Annotated in this window: 15 protein-coding genes and 1 tRNA gene; 4 read left to right on the top strand and 12 right to left on the bottom strand. The window is 44.3% G+C overall.

The window, feature by feature from the left end; translation table 11 throughout:
- Window positions 1-70: 70 nt before the first annotated feature.
- From IEW69_RS16015 to IEW69_RS16000, 4 genes are all read right to left on the bottom strand, one after another.
- Window positions 71-2488 carry a glycosyl hydrolase family 95 catalytic domain-containing protein gene (locus tag IEW69_RS16015; RefSeq protein WP_188627894.1) on the bottom strand — a complete coding sequence of 806 codons (2418 nt, stop codon included), beginning with the start codon at window positions 2486-2488 and terminating at the stop codon, window positions 71-73.
- 103 nt (window positions 2489-2591) lie between these two features.
- On the bottom strand, window positions 2592-4799 hold the full coding sequence (locus IEW69_RS16010) for an ATP-binding protein (protein WP_229663655.1): 2208 nt from the start codon (window positions 4797-4799) through the stop codon (window positions 2592-2594).
- A gap of 201 nt (window positions 4800-5000) precedes the next feature.
- Window positions 5001-6452, bottom strand: a complete 1452-nt coding sequence (locus IEW69_RS16005) for an SDR family oxidoreductase (RefSeq protein WP_188627892.1) — start codon at window positions 6450-6452, stop codon at window positions 5001-5003.
- A 67-nt stretch (window positions 6453-6519) separates the two neighbouring features.
- Window positions 6520-9168, bottom strand: a complete 2649-nt coding sequence (locus IEW69_RS16000; protein WP_188627891.1) for a cation-translocating P-type ATPase — start codon at window positions 9166-9168, stop codon at window positions 6520-6522.
- Window positions 9169-9323: 155 nt separating this feature from the next.
- Between IEW69_RS16000 and IEW69_RS15995 the strand changes: the two genes are divergently transcribed.
- Complete coding sequence (locus IEW69_RS15995) at window positions 9324-10097, top strand: hypothetical protein (RefSeq protein WP_188627890.1); 774 nt, start codon at window positions 9324-9326, stop codon at window positions 10095-10097.
- A 103-nt stretch (window positions 10098-10200) separates the two neighbouring features.
- Entirely contained in the window at window positions 10201-11028 is an 828-nt protein-coding gene (locus IEW69_RS15990; protein WP_188627889.1) for an energy transducer TonB, read from the top strand.
- 69 nt (window positions 11029-11097) lie between these two features.
- Here IEW69_RS15990 and IEW69_RS15985 read toward each other — a convergent pair whose 3' ends face one another.
- Window positions 11098-11775, bottom strand: a complete 678-nt coding sequence (locus tag IEW69_RS15985) for a GNAT family N-acetyltransferase (RefSeq protein ID WP_188627888.1) — start codon at window positions 11773-11775, stop codon at window positions 11098-11100.
- A 98-nt stretch (window positions 11776-11873) separates the two neighbouring features.
- On the opposite strand from IEW69_RS15985, the gene IEW69_RS15980 reads away from it, so the two are divergent.
- Window positions 11874-12311, top strand: a complete 438-nt coding sequence (locus tag IEW69_RS15980; RefSeq protein WP_188627887.1) for a DoxX family protein — start codon at window positions 11874-11876, stop codon at window positions 12309-12311.
- A gap of 75 nt (window positions 12312-12386) precedes the next feature.
- Here IEW69_RS15980 and IEW69_RS15975 read toward each other — a convergent pair whose 3' ends face one another.
- From IEW69_RS15975 to IEW69_RS15955, 5 genes are all read right to left on the bottom strand, one after another.
- Window positions 12387-13316, bottom strand: coding sequence for a HipA domain-containing protein (locus tag IEW69_RS15975; protein WP_188627886.1), 930 nt, complete (start codon window positions 13314-13316; stop codon window positions 12387-12389).
- The gene (locus tag IEW69_RS15970; RefSeq protein WP_188627885.1) at window positions 13309-13647 is read right to left on the bottom strand and encodes a HipA N-terminal domain-containing protein; all 339 of its coding nucleotides are present in this window, start codon (window positions 13645-13647) and stop codon (window positions 13309-13311) included. The genes IEW69_RS15975 and IEW69_RS15970 overlap by 8 nt, the downstream gene beginning before the upstream one ends.
- Complete coding sequence (locus IEW69_RS15965; RefSeq protein WP_188627884.1) at window positions 13637-13849, bottom strand: helix-turn-helix transcriptional regulator; 213 nt, start codon at window positions 13847-13849, stop codon at window positions 13637-13639. The genes IEW69_RS15970 and IEW69_RS15965 overlap by 11 nt, the downstream gene beginning before the upstream one ends.
- 121 nt (window positions 13850-13970) lie before the next feature.
- Complete coding sequence (locus tag IEW69_RS15960) at window positions 13971-14270, bottom strand: type I restriction endonuclease subunit R, EcoR124 family (protein ID WP_188627883.1); 300 nt, start codon at window positions 14268-14270, stop codon at window positions 13971-13973.
- A 51-nt stretch (window positions 14271-14321) separates the two neighbouring features.
- A tRNA-Phe gene (locus IEW69_RS15955) sits at window positions 14322-14390 on the bottom strand.
- A gap of 57 nt (window positions 14391-14447) precedes the next feature.
- Here IEW69_RS15955 and IEW69_RS15950 point away from each other — a divergent pair.
- Window positions 14448-15569 carry a tyrosine-type recombinase/integrase gene (locus IEW69_RS15950; protein WP_188627882.1) on the top strand — a complete coding sequence of 374 codons (1122 nt, stop codon included), beginning with the start codon at window positions 14448-14450 and terminating at the stop codon, window positions 15567-15569.
- A gap of 216 nt (window positions 15570-15785) precedes the next feature.
- Here IEW69_RS15950 and IEW69_RS15945 read toward each other — a convergent pair whose 3' ends face one another.
- Window positions 15786-17294 (bottom strand): NACHT domain-containing protein, encoded by a 1509-nt coding sequence (locus IEW69_RS15945; protein ID WP_188627881.1) that lies wholly within the window; start codon window positions 17292-17294, stop codon window positions 15786-15788.
- 540 nt (window positions 17295-17834) lie between these two features.
- Window positions 17835-18467 carry a putative phage abortive infection protein gene (locus tag IEW69_RS15940; protein ID WP_188627880.1) on the bottom strand — a complete coding sequence of 211 codons (633 nt, stop codon included), beginning with the start codon at window positions 18465-18467 and terminating at the stop codon, window positions 17835-17837.
- Window positions 18468-18537: the final 70 nt, after the last annotated feature.

Here is an 18537-nt window from a genome sequence, read left to right as displayed (position 1 = left end):
AATAAAAAACTTAAGCCCTGAAACAAGCATATTCGGCAAAGAATTTACTTGCTTCAGGGCTCAAACGCTGCTACTTAAGCATAATTTCCAAATCCATATCCCTTGTTTGTAACAGGTTCAGCTGGAACTTCCGGTCCTTGATGCGATATGGGCTTACCGTAAAACCATTGATTTTTAAGCTTTCTACTTCTGCCGGCATCACCAGCGTCAGCGTACGCCTTACCCCAGACTTCAAAGTCACTTTGATTTGTTTACCGGCCCATTCCAGGTTCTTCAGCTGTACATTTCCACGTAGTAGCGCGCCTTCCAGTTTACCTTTATTCCAGGCTGCAGGTAAAGCTGGCAGGAGTTTAATCATGTCTGGTTCAGCGTAAACCAACATCTCCAGAATTACTGCAGGCAGTCCACCGCTGATGTCTGTGTTGAATAGTTCAGCGACGTTGTGAAAGGAACCCATACCTGTAGACCAGTACTTGGATGCCAGAAAGTCTACCGCTGTTTTTGCTTTCTCCGCATTACCAATGTGCGCTGCTGAAAGTCCGAGTTGTACAAGTCCGAAGGACATTTCACCACCGCCTTCTGCTTCCCTGAAGTTCATTTTCCCCTCTATGGTCTTGTTTACGGCAGCAAGTAGTGCCGGATTGCTGATGATGTCTGCATCAGCTTTGTTGTAAAGGGAATACAGCTGTGAAACATGTCGGTGCGGCATGTTTTCTTCCAATCTCGGCCATAGCCATTCCCGCAGGGTACCATCGGTGGCAACTTCATATTTCGGCATTTTGCTGAGCATCTCCGACCAGACCTTCACTTTGGGTGCATCGAGGGAAAGTGTCTTTGCTGCCGCGATGCAGTTGCTGAGCAGTTGCCGTGCAATCATCACATCCATAGTGGCGTTGATCACCGCTTGTGACTTGGCATTCCCCGGATTGTTCTCTGGCGAGTACGAGGGGTTGAATACGTATTTTCCATCTTCACCTACAACTAAGAAAGACTCATAAAAAGCAGCAGCTTCCTTCATAAAAGGATAGGCACGCGTTTTCAGGAATTCCCGATTTTGCGTGTATTGATAATAGTCATAGAAGAAATCGGCAGCCCATCCGGCTGCGCCGGTCCAATAGGTAAGGCACCAGATATCTCCGAAGTCGGTATCCAGGCCGTTATTGCTTGTATGCGCAGGAATATGGATGCCCGCTGCGCCGTAAAGCATTTTCGCATTTTCACGGAAGGTCGGCAGCTTACTTTCCATATAGCGGAAGTAGGCATCCATCAGCTCGGGCATGTTGCTGCTAAGCACGCTGGCAATGGCGGAAGGCAGATTGCCGTCATGCGTGAAGTCGGCCGACCATGGCGCGGTCCAGGTGCCGGACCAGATGCCCTGCAGGTTTGGTGGGTTGGTGCCCATGGCACTGATGATGTTATACCTGCCCGCATCGTACACTTTCTCGATCAATGCCGCAGGAACACTATCCTTCGCTTGAAGTAATAATGCTTCGGTATTTAGCTGCATGCTTGCCGGATCTGCATGAAGCGTTAGCTTTGAACGACTAAAAAGCTTGTTGTGTATCGCCGCATGGCGATCCCGCAGTTCTGTATAGGTACTGTTTATGGCATTTAGCCGGGTCTTGATGGACTCCAGTTGCGAAGCTTTCCAGTTTGTAGATGGTTTAATTTGAATGAGCATCAACACTTCGTCTGCATCGGTAATCTGAAGCCTGGTGCCTTTAACTTCAGATTTTCCGCCTTTGAGAATCAGTCGTCCTACACCTTCATAGCCCTGCAAACCGTCTTTGAAGTGGTTTTTAAATTCAGACTGGTAAGTCAGGTATCCGGCTTCCGCAGCTGGCTTTACCGTTGCTATACCAGCCTTGACGAAATCTGCCTGATCTGGCTGGATGGATCTTTGCGCAAAGTCGATGCCCATGTTGATCTTTGCGTCACCCTTGATGGAAACCACAATGATGCTGTCGGCCCTGGATACAAACACCCGGCGCTCGAAAGTGCCGTTATCATCAGTCCAGGTTACCATTGCTTCCCCGGTTTCGAAGTTTACACTCCGCTGGTACCGGCTTATTTTTGCGGCCGTTTGCGACAACTGCATGTCAAAAGCTGGAATAAAGGGATCGCGGCCGATGTTGAAACCTTCTTTATTACGTTGGTCTACCGGAATCTTTGCCGCAGCTTCACCGTTACCCTCCAATAGCAACTTCCGGATTTCCGTCAGGCGACTCGCCTGATTGATTGGTGGTTTGGGTTCGTTTAGCGGGATATAAAGATCTGCCTGACTGAAGATGAGGGTTTCTTCATGCGGCTGCCCCATGACCAATGCGCCCATCGTACCGTTCCCGGTAAGCAGGGCATGAGACCAGTGTGGGGCGGGCTCCAGACTCACAAAGCCGCGTGACGGGGTCCGAAAGCTTGGTGTTGTTTGCGCATGTACAATTGTAAATGGAGTAAGCAGCGTGAAAAAAAGTAATAGTCGGAATTTCATATCAGGTACCTGGCTTAAAGTATCAAAGGTAAAAATATCAAGCATTAACCAAATGCAAGGTATTCCGTTGAGTACTTGAAGGTACTCAAATGTAAACCGTTACTTAATTCTCCTGGATAATATGGTGGTAAACCTTGCGGAACAACTCATCTGGCAAAAAGGGCTTCACCAGAATATCATCAATGCCTGTTTCTGCCAGTTTGGTTTCAATTTCCGAAGGCAAGGTTGCTGTTAACGCTACAATCGGAATCTTTATGCCTTTCGCCCGCATGGCAATAGAGGAAGTATAGCCATCCATAACGGGCATGTGCAAGTCCATCAATATGAGCTTATGCCGTGCTGTGTCTACCTTCTCCAGTGCGTCACCCCCGTCTACGGCGACGTCCACCGTTGCCCCCCAACGTTTAAGGAAGGATTCTGCAACCATGACGTTCATGGGGTTATCCTCTACCAGCAAGATTTCCAATCCGGAGAATGGCTTGTTGTCACTCACTTTGAAATCTTCTGTCTTCTTCGGCTTAATCAGGATACTTGTCTTCTTGAAAACATGATAGAAGAAAAAGTTCGATCCCTCTCCGGGTTGACTCTTAACCTGCAGGGTGGAGTTTCGCAGCTCCAGAATTCTTTTGGTGATGGCCAGGCCAAGCCCAGTACCACCGAAACTCCTCACCGTGGAAGAATCCGCCTGTGTAAAGCGCTCGAAAATGCGAAGCTGGTTTTCTGGAGATATGCCAATCCCCGTATCTTTTACCTGGAACAGGATGGTTACATTTTCATCATCAACATCCGTAACATTGATGTGCAGGGATACCCCGCCTTCCGCCGTGAACTTGATGGCATTGTGCACCAGATTACTGATCACCTGAAATACACGGGTTGGATCGCCGATTACGCGGTAGTTAAGGGATTCATCCAGATGTAAGGTTAGCGTAATGCCTTTATCCTGCGCAGCACTGTCCAGACTGGTCACCAGGTTGTTTGCCAAGGCCGGGATGTCCATTTCAATTTCCTCGAAGGTGATCTTGCCAGCTTCTATCTTGCTGTAATCGAGAATATCATTCACAATATTGAGCAAGTTGTTCGCGGAAAAAATGATCACGTCCAGAAGCTTTGTTTGATCTGGTCGGGGGTCATTTTTAAGCATCAGGTGACTCATACCGATAACAGAGTTCAGCGGTGTGCGGATCTCATGACTCATGGTGCTGAGGAATTCCGATTTGGCCACCAATCCTTCTGCTGCCTGGTCACCCGCTTGTTTTAGGACGAAAGAAACACGGTGCGAGAGCACCAATGATTGCAGGAAGAAAAAGGCGATGTAGCCGAAAAAGCTCAGGAGTTGTAATTGTGGGATCAATCCGCAGTAATGGAGCAATGAAATCGTAAACACGGACATCAGGGCAAATGCACTTGCAAGCGCATAGACGGAGCCCTGCCGTTTTTTAAGACAAGCATGAATATAGAGGTAGGGCACGTATAACAGGCAAAATACCGTGACAACCAGAAAAGGGTTGATCAGACTACTGAAGAACATTGGCGGCGTTACCAGGGCCACTGCGGCGAAGCCAAAGCAAATGGTGCCTATCGCATACACCACGTATTTGTTAATATCCTCAGGATAGAGAAAGCGGCTATACAAGCCAAAAAGGCCGATGGCCGCAAACAAGCTTACATATTCGATACGGATGGCAAAGTACCAGTTGATATCAGGGAAAAGGCTATGGAGCACATAATTGTCGGCACCAATCATGCGGTAGCTGTATACCACTGCGAAAAGGGCGAACAGCAGGATGGCTTTATCACGATTACCGTAAAGGTAGAGGCCCAGGAAAAACAATCCCCCCATGAACAAGCAGCCACTTAAGAGTAAGTCGAAAGCCTCTGTACGCTTACGGTCCAGCTTGGCGAATTCCTTGGGACCTATAAAAATGGGCTTGGCAATACCTGCTTTGCTGTGCGTGAAGTTTGATATCTGAAGCAGCATATTCAACGTATCCGCGCCGAGTTGAAGATCAACATCTTTGTTTTGCCACTGCGGCTCCGAATCGGTGGCCGTCTTCCCTACCCTGCCATTGGTTGATACCACCTGGCCATTAATAATCAATTTATAAGATGTGTACACCTCAGGCATACTAATGCGCAGTAATCCTGCATTTTTCGGCAGTAAAACGGTGAGTTGATAGGTTGCAAAGCCTGCTGAAGGGTAGGACTTTCCATTGATATCGTATTTTGTCCAGATCTTCGGGACTGGAACTTTCAGCCCTGCTTGATTGATCTGTGCTGGAGATTCCAGGAGCTGGTTCCAGTAAAACAACCATTCACCATTTAAGGTTATGTTTTCTGTAATGTTATGTTTGCGAAGATCAAGGATCCCATTTTGAGCTTGAGGGGTGGGTGTTTCAGCTGATGCAGGAGCGCAGAGAAACAATATCAAACATGATAAGAGCAGTGTAAAGCGATAAGTCAGTCGTCCGAGAAACATTGGCGGCGTAATGATGCGCCGAATATAAAGATTTTAAATGGATGATTTCCTTACAATCGGCTTTGCAGGCCTAACAATGTTGTCGATCATCCCCCTGAAAATAAAACCATGAAATGGCAGTACGGAATACCAGTAAATGCGGCCGAACAAACCTAAAGGTCTGAAAGTTGCGGTTTGCGTAAGCACATCCTGATCATCCATCCGGAACTCCAGCCATGCTTCGCCGGGCAGTTTCATCTCTGCATACAGCAGGAGCCTCCTTTCCTGTTTATTGGCGATGAGTACGCGCCAGAAGTCCAGCGCATCTCCGGCAAAGATTTCCGAGTCACTCTTCCGGCCCCGCCGCATGCCTACACCACCAACCATTTGATCCATGATCCCGCGGATCTGCCAGAGAAAGCGACCGTAGTACCAGCCTGTTTTCCCGCCAATAGACCAGATCCGTTGCAATGCCAGCGCTGGATCTTCAGCCTGCCGAACCCGCACATCTTTGAAACAGCCATTAACCGGAACATCCAGGTAATGCGTGAGGCTGTTCTTGAACAAATCGCTGGTTTGCGCGTCTTTCCAGCTGGAAAGCACCTGGTTTTGTTCAATCTTGTCGAATGCAAGTTTGATCGAGGTATCGTAATCCAACAACTGAATCCCGAGGCGTTCTGCCAGGTTGTTAGGTGTGCAGATAACCTCCACTTTCATGCTGTTCACCAGGTTCTTTGCGAGTACATATGAGGTGGAGGTAACAAAGTAAAGCCAATAGGAAGACAACCGCGGCGTCATGACTGGGACAATAAAGATGCTCCGCTTTAAACCTCTGATCTTCGCGAAGCGTAAAAGCATTTCTTTATAGGTCAGGATTTCCGTTCCACCGATATCATAAGATTGATTGTAGGTATCTGAACGGCCCAGCACCCCACATAAGAACTCTACCACGTTGCGGATACCGATGGGCTGGCACTTGGTTTTAAGCCATTTCGGAGTGATCATGATGGGCAACTTTTCAACCAGGTCACGGATGATTTCAAAAGAGGCACTACCAGAACCAACAATGATGCCCGCGCGCAGTGTCGTTAAAGCAAAGCTCCCCTCACCCAACACATCTTCGACATTCTTGCGGGAGCTCAGGTGTTTCGATAACCCGGTATCGTTAACAATGCCGCTGAGGTAAATGACCTGTTTCACTGCTGTTTTCTCCAGGCCAACCTTGAAGTTTGTCGCGCAGATCTTTTCCATTTCAGCGAAATCCGCAGCCTGTGTAGACATCGAGTGGATCAGGTAATAAGCAGCATCAATATCTTTGGGAATGTGCTGTAAAGTCTCTTCTTTAAGGAAATCTACTTCTATAATCTGGAGCCTGGAAGTTTCATAAACAGAATTGAAGCGGTGTTTGTCCCGCACGCAGGCAACCACTTCATGGCCCTGTTCCAGCAGCACAGGTAATAATCGTTGGGCAATGTAGCCGGTTACGCCGGTCAGGAGTATTTTCACAGTGTCGTTTTAGATGATATATACGCAAGCAGTGGCGTTTGGGTGCAAATAGACTTATTTTTTTGTGCTAGGCTGGCTGATGTTTCCTACGGAAGATCTTCAGAAACTCACTTAAGAACAAGGGCACTAGTCCGAGTGCAATAACCATCACCCAACCTTTGAGATCCAGCATCTGTAATCCAAATGCATCCTGCATGAAAGGAATGCCAATCACCAATAATTGCAATGCTAAACCAAGTACAATCGCGCTGGCAAGGTACCTGTTGCTGAACAGCCCGATGCTGAAGATTGATTTCACATGATTTCTAATGGCCAGGGAGTAGAAAAGCTGGCTGGCTACAAGCACCATAAAGGCCATAGTCCTTGCGTATTCCACAACGGCGGCATCTACGCTGTGATCAAAAGGACTTACCCCATGTTCGTAATAGCCGTACCAAAAGGCAATTACCGTAAGCATCCCGATCAGCAAACCACCTACAAGCACGTTCCAGCCACTGCCACCAGCGAAGAAGCTTTCGTTTTTGCCACGGGGCTTTTCCTTCATCACATCCGGATCACCGGGATCCATACCCAAAGCCACAGCTGGCAGCGAGTCGGTGATCAGGTTAATCCACAACAGCTGCGTGGCCACGAGTGGCACTTCCCAGCCAATGCTGAGTGTTACGAACATCGTGATAACCTCACCCAGGTTACAGGTCAGGAGAAAGATCACAGACTTCTTGATGTTGTTGTAGATGTTACGCCCTTGTTCAATGGCGACCACAATGGTAGAAAAGTTATCATCCGTAAGGATCATGTCTGCCGCGCCTTTGGCAACATCTGTCCCGGTGATGCCCATGGCGACACCAATATCAGCGGCATTGAGTGAAGGGGCATCATTCACGCCATCGCCGGTCATTGATACGATGTTACCATGGGATTTCAGCGCACGCACAATACGCACCTTATCCTCTGGCGATACCCTTGCAAAGACATGATATTGTTCAACGTTGGCGATGAAATCTGCTTCAGCCATGGCATTTAATTCCTGACTGGTCAGTGCTTGTTTCATATCATCGGCAATGCCGAGTTCACGTGCAATGGCGAAAGCGGTATTCTTATGATCGCCAGTGATCATGACGCAGGTGATGCCTGCCGCTTTCGCGCGCTTTACAGATTCTATGACTTCAGGTCGTGGTGGATCGATCATGCCGACCATGCCGATCAGCACCAGATCCTGTTCCATTTCATCCGCCGGCAAAGGGCCATTTACCTGTTTATAAGCGACACCCAGGGTACGCAGGGCAAGGTCAGACATCTGGTCTGCTGCATTCAGGAAGGTCTTTTTATGTGCATCTGTGATGGGTTCTTCCTTTCCGTGTTCAAGTACGTGGGTACATTTGTCTAGCAGGTTATCTATGGCTCCTTTTGTATAAACATGGAAGTTTCCGTCTGACTCAATCAGGGTCGACATCAGCTTACGGTCGGAATCAAATGCAAATTCCCCAATCCGCTTGTTTTCTTTGGCCAGGGCTTGCCGACTTACATTCAGGTTATCGGCATATATGAGGAGTGCGATTTCCGTAGGGTCTCCGGTGCCTTCCTCATTTTCATAGGTTGCGTCTGAGCAGAGAACCATAGCTTTTGCGAGCAGCTGCGTGTCGGGCGTACCCTCCTGCTCCCCGGAAATTTCCTGCTCTCCATCAAGGGTAAAGCTTCTGGTGACGGTCATTTTGTTCTGCGTGAGCGTGCCCGTTTTATCGGAGCAGATAACGTTCACAGAGCCCAGGGTTTCTACTGCCGGCAACTGCCTGATGATGGCATTGCGCTTAGACATGCTGGTGACGCCGATGGAAAGCACCACAGCCACGATGGCCGCAAGGCCCTCCGGGATTGAAGCTACAGCCAGAGAAACTGACGTTAGGAACATCTCCAGCAACTCGCGCCCTTGAAACCAGGCCACGATGAAGATGAACACACAGATGCCAATCGCCAACAAACCCAGGGTCTTCCCAAGCTTGTCCAGCCTTTCTTCAAGTGGTGTTTTAGATTCCTGCTCATTGCCGATGATGTTGGCAATTTTGCCGACTTCCGTTTCCATGCTTGTCGCAGTAACGACCCCTATCCCACGGCCATACGTGACCAGGGTAGACATGAAGGCTGAATTGTTCCGGTCACCCAGGGAGGTATCTTCATCATGCACTTCATCGGCCTCTTTGCTAGAGGGAACAGATTCCCCGGTCAGGGAAGATTCTTCCACTTGCAGATTCGCCGATTCAATCAACCGGATATCTGCAGCGATAAATCGGCCGGTATCCAGCACTAAAATATCTCCTGGGACGAGCGTCTCAGAATCCACTTCTTTTATGTTGCCATCTCGTTTAACAATCGCCTTTGGGGAGGCAATTTTCTGCAAGGCTTCAATGGCGTTTCCTGCTTTAATCTCCTGCACCACACCAAGTACCGCATTCAGGATGATTACGATCAGAATGATGACTGCATCGACGTATTCGCCCATAAACAGGGTAATAACCACGGCCACAAACAATACGTAAATCAACCAGTCCTGCAGTTGTGCGACGAACAATTGAAGGATGCTCTTACGCTTTTTGCCAATCAGTTTGTTTGGCCCGTACTGCTGCTGCCGCTTCGTAAGTTCATCGGTTGAAAGGCCTTTAGCAGGATCAACATTCAATTCAGAGAGCACGTCTTGGATGGATTTGGCAAAATATGACATAGGTGCGGTAAGGTATAAATAGGGCGCTGGTTCAGCAATATTAACAAACAAATCCGAGAGTTGTTGGTCGGAATGATTCTTATCCAGAATAAGCATATGGGATGAAGTTATAGATCAGATTTGCAATAGATTGCACTTTTTTCTACATTCAATGTATGTTTAAAATTAACGCACTCCTCCTCACCGCTTTCATGCTTTTCTCAGTCCCAGCGCTTGCGTGTGACTGTTCCTTTTCCACCATCACCAGGAACTTTGAAAATGCCAGGTTCGTCGCCAAAGTCCGACTGCTCGATATCCGGCCGGACGCGACTAACGAAGAATACCATGATGCAGATATTCAGATTCTCGACGTGTATAAAGGTCCCAGGCTATCCACCATAAAGATTCATAGCAATCTTAATAGTTCCTGTGCTTTTTTGCCCAAAGTAAATTCAACCTGGATCGTGTTTGCAGACGAGTTTCAGGGTAAACTCAGCTTTCATTATTGTTCAGGTAGTGTTGATCTCACCAGGAGAATTACGGACCCGGAATATCCGAATGCCGACCGCAACTTTAAGAAAGAAATGAAGATGAAAGCGCAGGTGCTGAATTTCTTTTACAAGCAGCGGATCGTAAAGCTAAATGCTGAAGGGCTGAATGTATCGCCGCAAGGACTAGAACTGATTAAAGGCTACAGGAACAATAATCGGTTTGCGGTTTTCCAGGTAGATGTAAATAACAACCTTTCCATCACCAAAGTGAGTAGTCTGAAGAAGTTCCAGAACAGGAACCTTCAAAAGGCAGTTTTAAGAAGCCTTGAACAAGCTGCGGTGGGTGTCGATGTAGCAGACCGCCTGAACCAAAATACACCTACACCTGTAATCCTCGTGCTGTATTTCTATGACGATGGGAAGTCCGATAAGAGCTTCGTCAGCATGTCTTCACTTTAAGGACCGCTAACTGGTTTATTTTCTTTCGTGGATTCTTTATGGAAAAGCGCCATACGAGACATCCTCAATTTAAAATAAATCTATTTACCTAATCCTTAATGTTATGTTTGGTTCCAAAATTAAGTTGCACAGAGCAGCGTGGCTTGACGTGATCTTCGATCAGAAAAACAAAAGTTATGGAGCATATGCGCTGCGGCGTGAAAGTGATGCGAACACTTCCAAATCACTGCTTTATGCCGGAACATTCTTCCTTCTCCTCTTCCTCAGCCCACGAATTATCAGTTTAATCAAAGGACCCACACCTGTAGAGGTAACAACCAACCCGGTAGAAGTTGTGGTTGCGCCGCCCCCTGCTGTAAATCCGGAAACACCGCCGCCACCAGCTAATGAACCGCCGGCTGCAAGGCAGGATCAGGTGAAGTTTTTACCGCCTGTAGTGCTTCCAGATCCGATGGTCAGAGACGTCGAACCACCGCAAATTAAAGAACTTCAAAACGCAGATCCGGGGCAGAAAACTATTGCCGGTTCTCCTGATGCGGAAATCGTGATTGTTGAAACTGCCGGTGAGGGGCCAAAAAAGGACGCTACAGCAGTGGTTGACGATACGCAGGTATATGACATTGCAATTCTGGAGGTGGCGCCAGTATTCCCGGGCGGGATGGACAAGTTCTACAAGTATCTGAACAGCGCTATCAAATACCCGTTAATGGCTGCGGAGCAGAACATTCAAGGAAAGGTTTTCGTCTCCTTTGTCGTGGAAAAGAACGGCGCATTAACAGACATCAAGGTTTTAAGAAGCCTTGGCAGCGGAACAGATGAAGAAGCTGTGCGCGTTTTAAAAGCAAGTCCAAACTGGATACCTGGCGTGCAGAATGGCAAGCAGGTGCGGGTAAAGTATAATATCCCAATCAGCTTTTCACTAGCCAATTAGCATGAAAAGACAGTTTTCACCTGCAAGTTACAAGTAGGTGGAAACTGTTCATTTTACACCAGGTGCGGATTACCTTTTAAGAATGTAGAAGTTCATGACCGATCGCTGCACAAAACCCATCTTAAGATAAAGCGCTATCGCATTTGTATTATCAGCACGAACATGCAGATAGGGCAAACGGCCTTTCTGCTTGATGTTCTCAATGACACGGGTTAAAATTGCGTTTGCAAATCCCCGACCTGCATGATCAGGATGGGTGCATACTGCGCTGATTTCCGTTGACAAGTCCCCCTGAAGCCTTTCACCACCCATTGCAACAAGCATTTCCCCCTCGAAGATGCCATAGTACCCACCGAATTCAATGGTACGCGGCAGGAAAGGGCCAGGCTGTGTAAGACTCGTCAGCGCCAGCATCTGCGGCACGTCCTTTTCCCTTAAGGGTACAGTCCTGTTTTCTAGCGCGGACGGCACAATAGCTCCTTCAAACACCATCTGAATGCCTGGCACTTGATTGATCATCGTCCATGGGGCAGGATCCAACTGGTCCTTTGGTGAGAACAGCACCACAACTTGTTCCGCAGCACAAAGGTCATACAGCGCCTGGAAGTTCTCAAACGTATCCTCCTGCACTGCTCCGAATGGTGCCACATCCGGGAGAAAACATTTGGCCACCTGGGTCCCGTTACCGAGCGGTTTGCAGTCTGAAGTTAGGGCCGACCAAATCGGATTATCTAGATGAGCAGTCATAATTGTAAATCTGGCGCCAAAGATAGTACATCTGCGAGTACCCGGCTTTACCGCCTTAAACATTCATTCGTCAGCTTTGTTAAACTAAAAAAACAAACATGAAAATCCAGCAACAGCAGCAAACCAGTACACTCCAGAAAGCAGCAAGAATCCTGCTTGGCACATTCATGGTCTTCGCCGGCCTCGGACATCTGACTTTCCAGCGGAAGGCATTTCAGGCGCAGGTTCCAGACTACCTGCCCTTACCCAAAGACTTTACGGTGGTATCCTCCGGCTTTGTTGAAATCGCGCTGGGTTTAACCCTGATCTTCTGGAAAAAGCAACGAGTAAATACAGGTTTGTTTCTGGCGGTGTTCTACGTGCTGGTATTTCCAGGAAACATTGCGCAGTATACCGGGCACAAGAGCGCTTTTGGATTAGATACTGATGGGAAAAGATTAGGAAGACTATTTTTTCAGCCCGTGCTGATCTTATGGGCACTATGGTCTACTGGGGCATTGCGCCAGCTGCGTAAATCGAATCAGCTGATCAGCTAGCACATTCGCAAATCTAACTAGCTTTAAAATAGTTGCGTTAAAATGGTGATCTATCTTTTAACAGTCTATTCGTGTTTATAGAGTTAACCGCGCCCTGCGTTCCCGCCAAATCTGCTTGTATAAATCTTTAAATTCATTGCTAAGAAATGAGCGGTCAATTAATTCAAAAACCTTATCCTGCGCACTTGTGAATTTACCTATCACGCGCTGGAATACTTTCTCTGAGAGACCTAAAGATTTCGCAAGATTTTCAAAGTCTATAAGTTTGATTTTACTCTTCTTTGCGCTTAAAAGCATCGCAACGTCATCCTTATCCTTTGGATAAACGAGCGCACTGTTGATCAGGTCGTAAGCCGGAGAAAGTACAATCTCATCCCCCTGGTAAAGGATGGAAAAGTTTTTCATGTGCATATCGCTGTTGCCGCTAAGAAAACAGAAAACCAAAACCTCAAAGTAGGTCAACAAATCGAGCCCACTATTGCTGCAATATTTGGTGATCAGTTTACCACATCGCTCATAGGAACTGTCGTACTTCTGCTCAGTTTGAAATCCGCCGAGTTGGCAGAAATCCTCCATGTGGATTTTTGTATTTCCGACCCGGTCAAATCTTTTTGCAATATAGGCAAGAGCTCCATCTCCCATTGGTATGAGGGCATGCTGGCAGGTGTTGATTCTAAATAGCTCAGCCAGATGCATGGTTAGGTCTTCAACTTCCGGCATTGCCTTCAGTTCTGTGTTCTGAGGCTTTAGAATATATCTTCCCCAAAGACCGACAATGGTGAGCCGCTGACCGGCGGCACTATGCTCTAGATCCAGAGACAACTTCGGTTGGACGCCTGTTACAGCGATACGTTTATTCACTGTCTCTTCGGCAAGTTCATCCAGCATTGCCTGGTTTATATCCAAGTCGGGAAGTATCTCTGTCCCGAAGAACTTCTTGCAACATTTGGCATGGTATGCTTTTGCTGGTTCTAATTCCTGGTAACAAAAGAGACAATTAGCCATTTACAACCTCCTCCTCAATTGGTTCAACTGTTACAGCACCGATGGTATCCCGGCATAAGGTGATGAGCAGTTCAAAGCGGTCCGATCTGTCAATTTTCCAGTGCTTACTTGCGACGTTAAGCAACCATCCTTCTGGAATCAGACCGTCAAAGAAGGGGAACAAAATGCGGCTGGTCTGTACATAAGGACTCAGCGGCAGTGTTTGACTAACAGGCTTGGGATTTTGGCTCTTCAAATACGTCTGATCATACGTAAAGCTGTATCCATTATCTGTTTTTTCGAGGTATGCTGCCAGCTGACCACTATACAAAACTTTTGCTTTATTGATCATTTTCCCGCTGTTTATCAGTTACACCTAATTCTTTTCCGAATAGATTTAACACATCATTCACCTTGTCCAGGCGGACAGTTGGTTTCCCTCTTTCCAATTCGCGAATGAAACGTAAGCCAACCCCAGCTTTGAAGGCCAGATCTTCTTGCGTCATACCGTTCTTCTTCCTGGACTCCTTTATATATTCGATAATTGATCGCATAACTATACCCTTAGGGGTACAATATACAAAATTACACCTAAATAGCACCCGTTAGGGTACAAATACTACTTAAATGGCTATTAAAGACCCGAAAGGGTATAATAATTAAATCAATTCTGTCCTAAGCAGCCTTATTATTCACCCCATCAAAGAAGGTATTAACAAACTTCTTGACCTTCTCCAGTACACGATCTATCGTATTTCTTCTTGTCAGAATCTTAGGCTTTTCTTCAAGCATATTCACAATCTCGTCACCTAGTGGCTCCTGCTCCGTATACAGATAATTCTCAATAACAACCTGAAGTTCCTTTGGCTTCAAACGCTCCTCTGCCACCAGCTGATCAAATGCACCAACACGCTCTTTGTCCCAGAAGGCGGCGAACGTTGGTGTTACATTGTAAGCGTTTGTAATATGCGGCATGTTCTCCGCGTATAACGCAAAAAAGCTCCAGATTTCTCTGAAGCTTTTTCGTGGTGCGAGCTGGGATCGAACCAGCGACACAAGGATTTTCAGTCCTTTGCTCTACCGACTGAGCTATCGTTTAAACACCGATTTTATGATGTAAAGAAGATTATGCGCCAATATATGCGCCAAATTATGTTTACTGAACCTAAAATTATTTTAATCATGGACCTTTCTCAGAGGGGCTATGTAACTTACTATTACGATGGTAAAAGACAAAGAGAGTATAATGGTAAAAAGATCAATCTGGAGATCAATCCTAATAATTGCAAGTCATATAATGATCGACTGAAGCAGTTCCGTAAGCTCGCATTTGAAATTACCAAGGCTTTGGATTCGGGTTGGAGTCCTTTACAGAGTTCACCTAAGACAGATCAACCAACTTTGCAGAATGCATTGGAGTTGATTCACTCCACAAAAATGAATTCGGATTTAAGCTTGACTTACAAAAGAGATTTAGCGAAAGTCTTGCAGCAATTCTTGTCCTTTCTTCCGGCTGAGCAACTATCTGGCAGTCCATCAGCGCTAAATCCAAGAGAAGTTGAACGCTTTCTAAATCAATTTAACACATCTGCAACACATTACATGAACAAACGTAGGACACTTAGCGTGTTATTCTCTGAGCTTTTAAGAACGAAACTGATAACCGAAAACCCGGTACAACTTTCCTCAAGAAGGAAACAAAAAGCATCTCTACATAAAATATATAGCAAAGAGCAATTACAATCAATATTAGAGTTCTTGAAACCTAACTACCCGAACCTTCACCTATGTTGCCTTTTAGCCTACGGATGTTTCTTGCGTCCACATCAGGAATCCAGATTACTTTGTATCGGACATATAAGCGATGATTGTACGAAAATCAAATTGTCTGGTAGCGAAAACAAAAGTAAAAAAATCAGGATTGTTAATGTTCCTCCTTATGTCCAATCAGAACTGAGACATTTGGCAAATATAGGGCTCAACCCACATACTAATTTGATGAGTAGGTCGGTCGAGCCGTATAATGTTAGCTACTTAAACACGCAGTGGTCTAGAGCAAAAGCAAAGATGTTTAATATCGGGCTAATTCAGAAGGACCAGACAATCTATTCATTTAGACACACAGCAGCGGTAAACGTTTATAAAAAAACAAAGGATCTGCACATTCTTCAGGAACTTCTTCAACACTCAAACATGGTGGTAACACTCAATTACTTGAGGGGCTTAGGAGAGGTTAATGACGAGCGACTAAAGGAATTTATGCCAGAGCTTTAATTATCTACAATTTGCAATATCCAAAAAATAAGATAATCTCTCTTTTTAAGGGGTATTACCAGACTTTGGATATTGCTTTAATTGCTTGTGCTTCGGAAGTTGGCCCTCTTAATGAATGAGGTACAATGACAAATTCTTGCAAAAATCACTTTTCCTTGTTTTACTAGGGATAGCTGCAAGCATTATTAATAAAATTGTATTGTTATGTGTAAAAAATCAAGTATTTATTCGCTTGAGTTTGAAAGACCTTTCAGTAAGCCATTCAATGTTAATTTCTAAATTTCTTCTTTTCATTATCTCCGCAAAAAGCTTTTTGTTGTAATTCTGAGTGTCCTTACGTTCGTCAATTACAGGAAGTAGAAACTCAGTTTTGTCGAATTTAATGATTTCTTCAATAAAGTTTTTTGACTCATCATATAGTGAAAGATCGAATGGGAAACTATAGATGTCTCCATCAATATCTCTACCCATATATGAAAGATAAGCAATGAAAAACTCAAAAATCGATTTATGTGAGAATTTGTAATCGCCTAAAGAATTCCTATTCAATAATGAACGACTTTTAATTTCAATATCGTCTAAGTTTATCTGAAAGGATTCAGCTATGCTGACAGCTTTTTCAAGAGGTATATATAAGCCGTTTGTTTCATAGTTAGAGTGTATATATCTAACTACGGAGTATGTAAAATATACTAGATTATATTTAAACTCATGTCTTTTTGAAACTTCATATTTATTGGATTCTCTGTTCATCCAAGAATCGATAAGAGACTCATAAACTTCGAAGTTGCTCCTTAGCTTTTGCCGATTAATCTCCGTTAAATCAGTTATATATGAAAGCAGCATCGGCCGAACCATTAGATCGCCTGTGTTGTGTATTATTTCATATGCAGTTTTCTTCCTACGGAACTGATAAATTCTGAAACTCTTATTAATATATTTCCTTATGTCAATTTCATCAAATGGAGATATGTATAGTTTTTTTACCTGATGGTATCCATTACCATTTGTATTGAACTTCTTGACTTTAAGTTCGAAGGGTTCATCTAATTCGGAAGAAAAAAAATGAGTTCTGCATGTTATAATCACAGTCTTGAAATTTTTAACTAGATCAATGATATGATCAAACTTCTCTTTTATATTATTATTGTTGTCGACAGTAGGGATTTCATCAAACCCATCCAAGAGCAGAATTGTATCATGCTGGTTTTCGATTCGTTGTATTCTTGCAGTAAGATCTGGAAGATTTTCGCCTAATGGAAACAGTTTAATTTTGCTTTTTATTGAAAACCAACTCATGAGCGATGTAGCTCTTGAAAAAAGGTTTAACATAAACGTTGACTTACCCATCCCTGAATCTGCGAGTATCAAATAGAATCTTGTCTCGTTATCTTTAATCTTAAAAACCTTATTTAAGAAAAATGACAACAAATCCTCTTTCGTACTAAATGCAAAGGTACTTTTATAATTTAACTCGTTTGCGGGATCTATATTTTGGCATTTAGTTCTGATGTAATTTTGCTTAGCATATTTTATAGTTTGCGAACTATAAAATGGGTGTAGGTTTCTTTTCTCATTCGCGTCTTTGATTTTTTTGTAAATCCATCTCCAACCTTTTGTTATAGCAACATATAACACAGGTAGCGTTAGCGTCTTAATAAATAAGTTTGATTCATTAATAACCCAAGAAAAAGCTATATCGAAAATAGATTTTATATCAATCATTTATAAGAATGAGTTTGTGACTGGTTGAATAGCAAGCCCAAAACTCGCCTCGTTGCATTTTCCGTGATTAAAATTAAATATAGAAAATTCAGCTGACAAGATCGTTCAACTAGTCGACATCAAATAACAGCTGCCCTTGGAAAGATAAGATAGGAGGTAGTTAGAACAGAGCGTTACCGACATCTCCCTTTAATTAAAAGATAATAGAAACCTAGGTATGCTTGTATATAAGATAATGGAAGCAATGTAAATTTTTTCGTTATTTCTCCAAAATCTATCCTCTATTCTTAGGAGGGCCCGCCGCAGGCGTTATTAAAGTAACTTATAAACAGAAGATAAAGAAGAAGCAAAAAGGTAAAGTGACAGTATTGGTATGGGCGAAGTGGCACATGAAGTTACGAACTTCATTAGATACTTTTAATGAAACTGAATTCTTTAAATTAAAAAGGATTATTTTTTATAAACAAATGTTGTAAAATCCGAAATTTAGGGCTTACTCCCTTTTTAAAAGGCTTTCCCGCAAATTGTATACTGCATCAATTAGTTCAGATATGCGTTGCCTCGATCTATTTCAAACATATTACCCTTTCTATAATTTACTTTTGTGTTTCTTAAATGGTTAATATTGTCGGTAATGTACTTGTCATGAAATAAGGTATTGTGAGGTAGATTGTGAATCATACCATATTCGGCGAAAAACGAATTTTTATCATTTTCCCAATTATTTCCAAATCCACCCAGCCAGTTGTAAAATAATAGGACTTGTTCATGATTGGAAAGCTGTGCTCTTAATATTTTTAGAAACTTCATTTTTTGTTCATAAGAGGGAATTAACTCACTATTGGCAATTGTTTTCACTGTTAAAAACAGATGGCGAAAGTAATGGCCGAGCCTTTGCTCATGCCCGGAATAGGGCTTGTAATTAAAATAGAGCTGTGCGGTTTGTGAAAACTCCTTTCTAGCCTTGTTAGTAGTAATTGATTGTTTCGACGGCTGCTCATGATTTCTCCTAGCATTATAGAGAACTTCGATGAAACTAGTGTCATGAGGATACGACTTCTCAAATTCAGTTAAACCAAAAAAGAACAACTTGTAACATTTCTCAAAACCTTGTCTATCCATTTGATTGCCATTAGAGTATATGGCAAGGATAGTTTCAAACTCCTTTTTCATAACTAGGGAGTGTAACGGGAACTGTGTCATTTAAATTAACGCCTCTCAGAAGCCTCTATTCTCCTGAAGA

Source organism: Pedobacter quisquiliarum (assembly GCF_014642175.1).
GTDB classification, from domain to species: Bacteria; Bacteroidota; Bacteroidia; order Sphingobacteriales; family Sphingobacteriaceae; genus Pedobacter; species Pedobacter quisquiliarum.
This window is presented reverse-complemented; position numbering and strand designations above follow the sequence as displayed.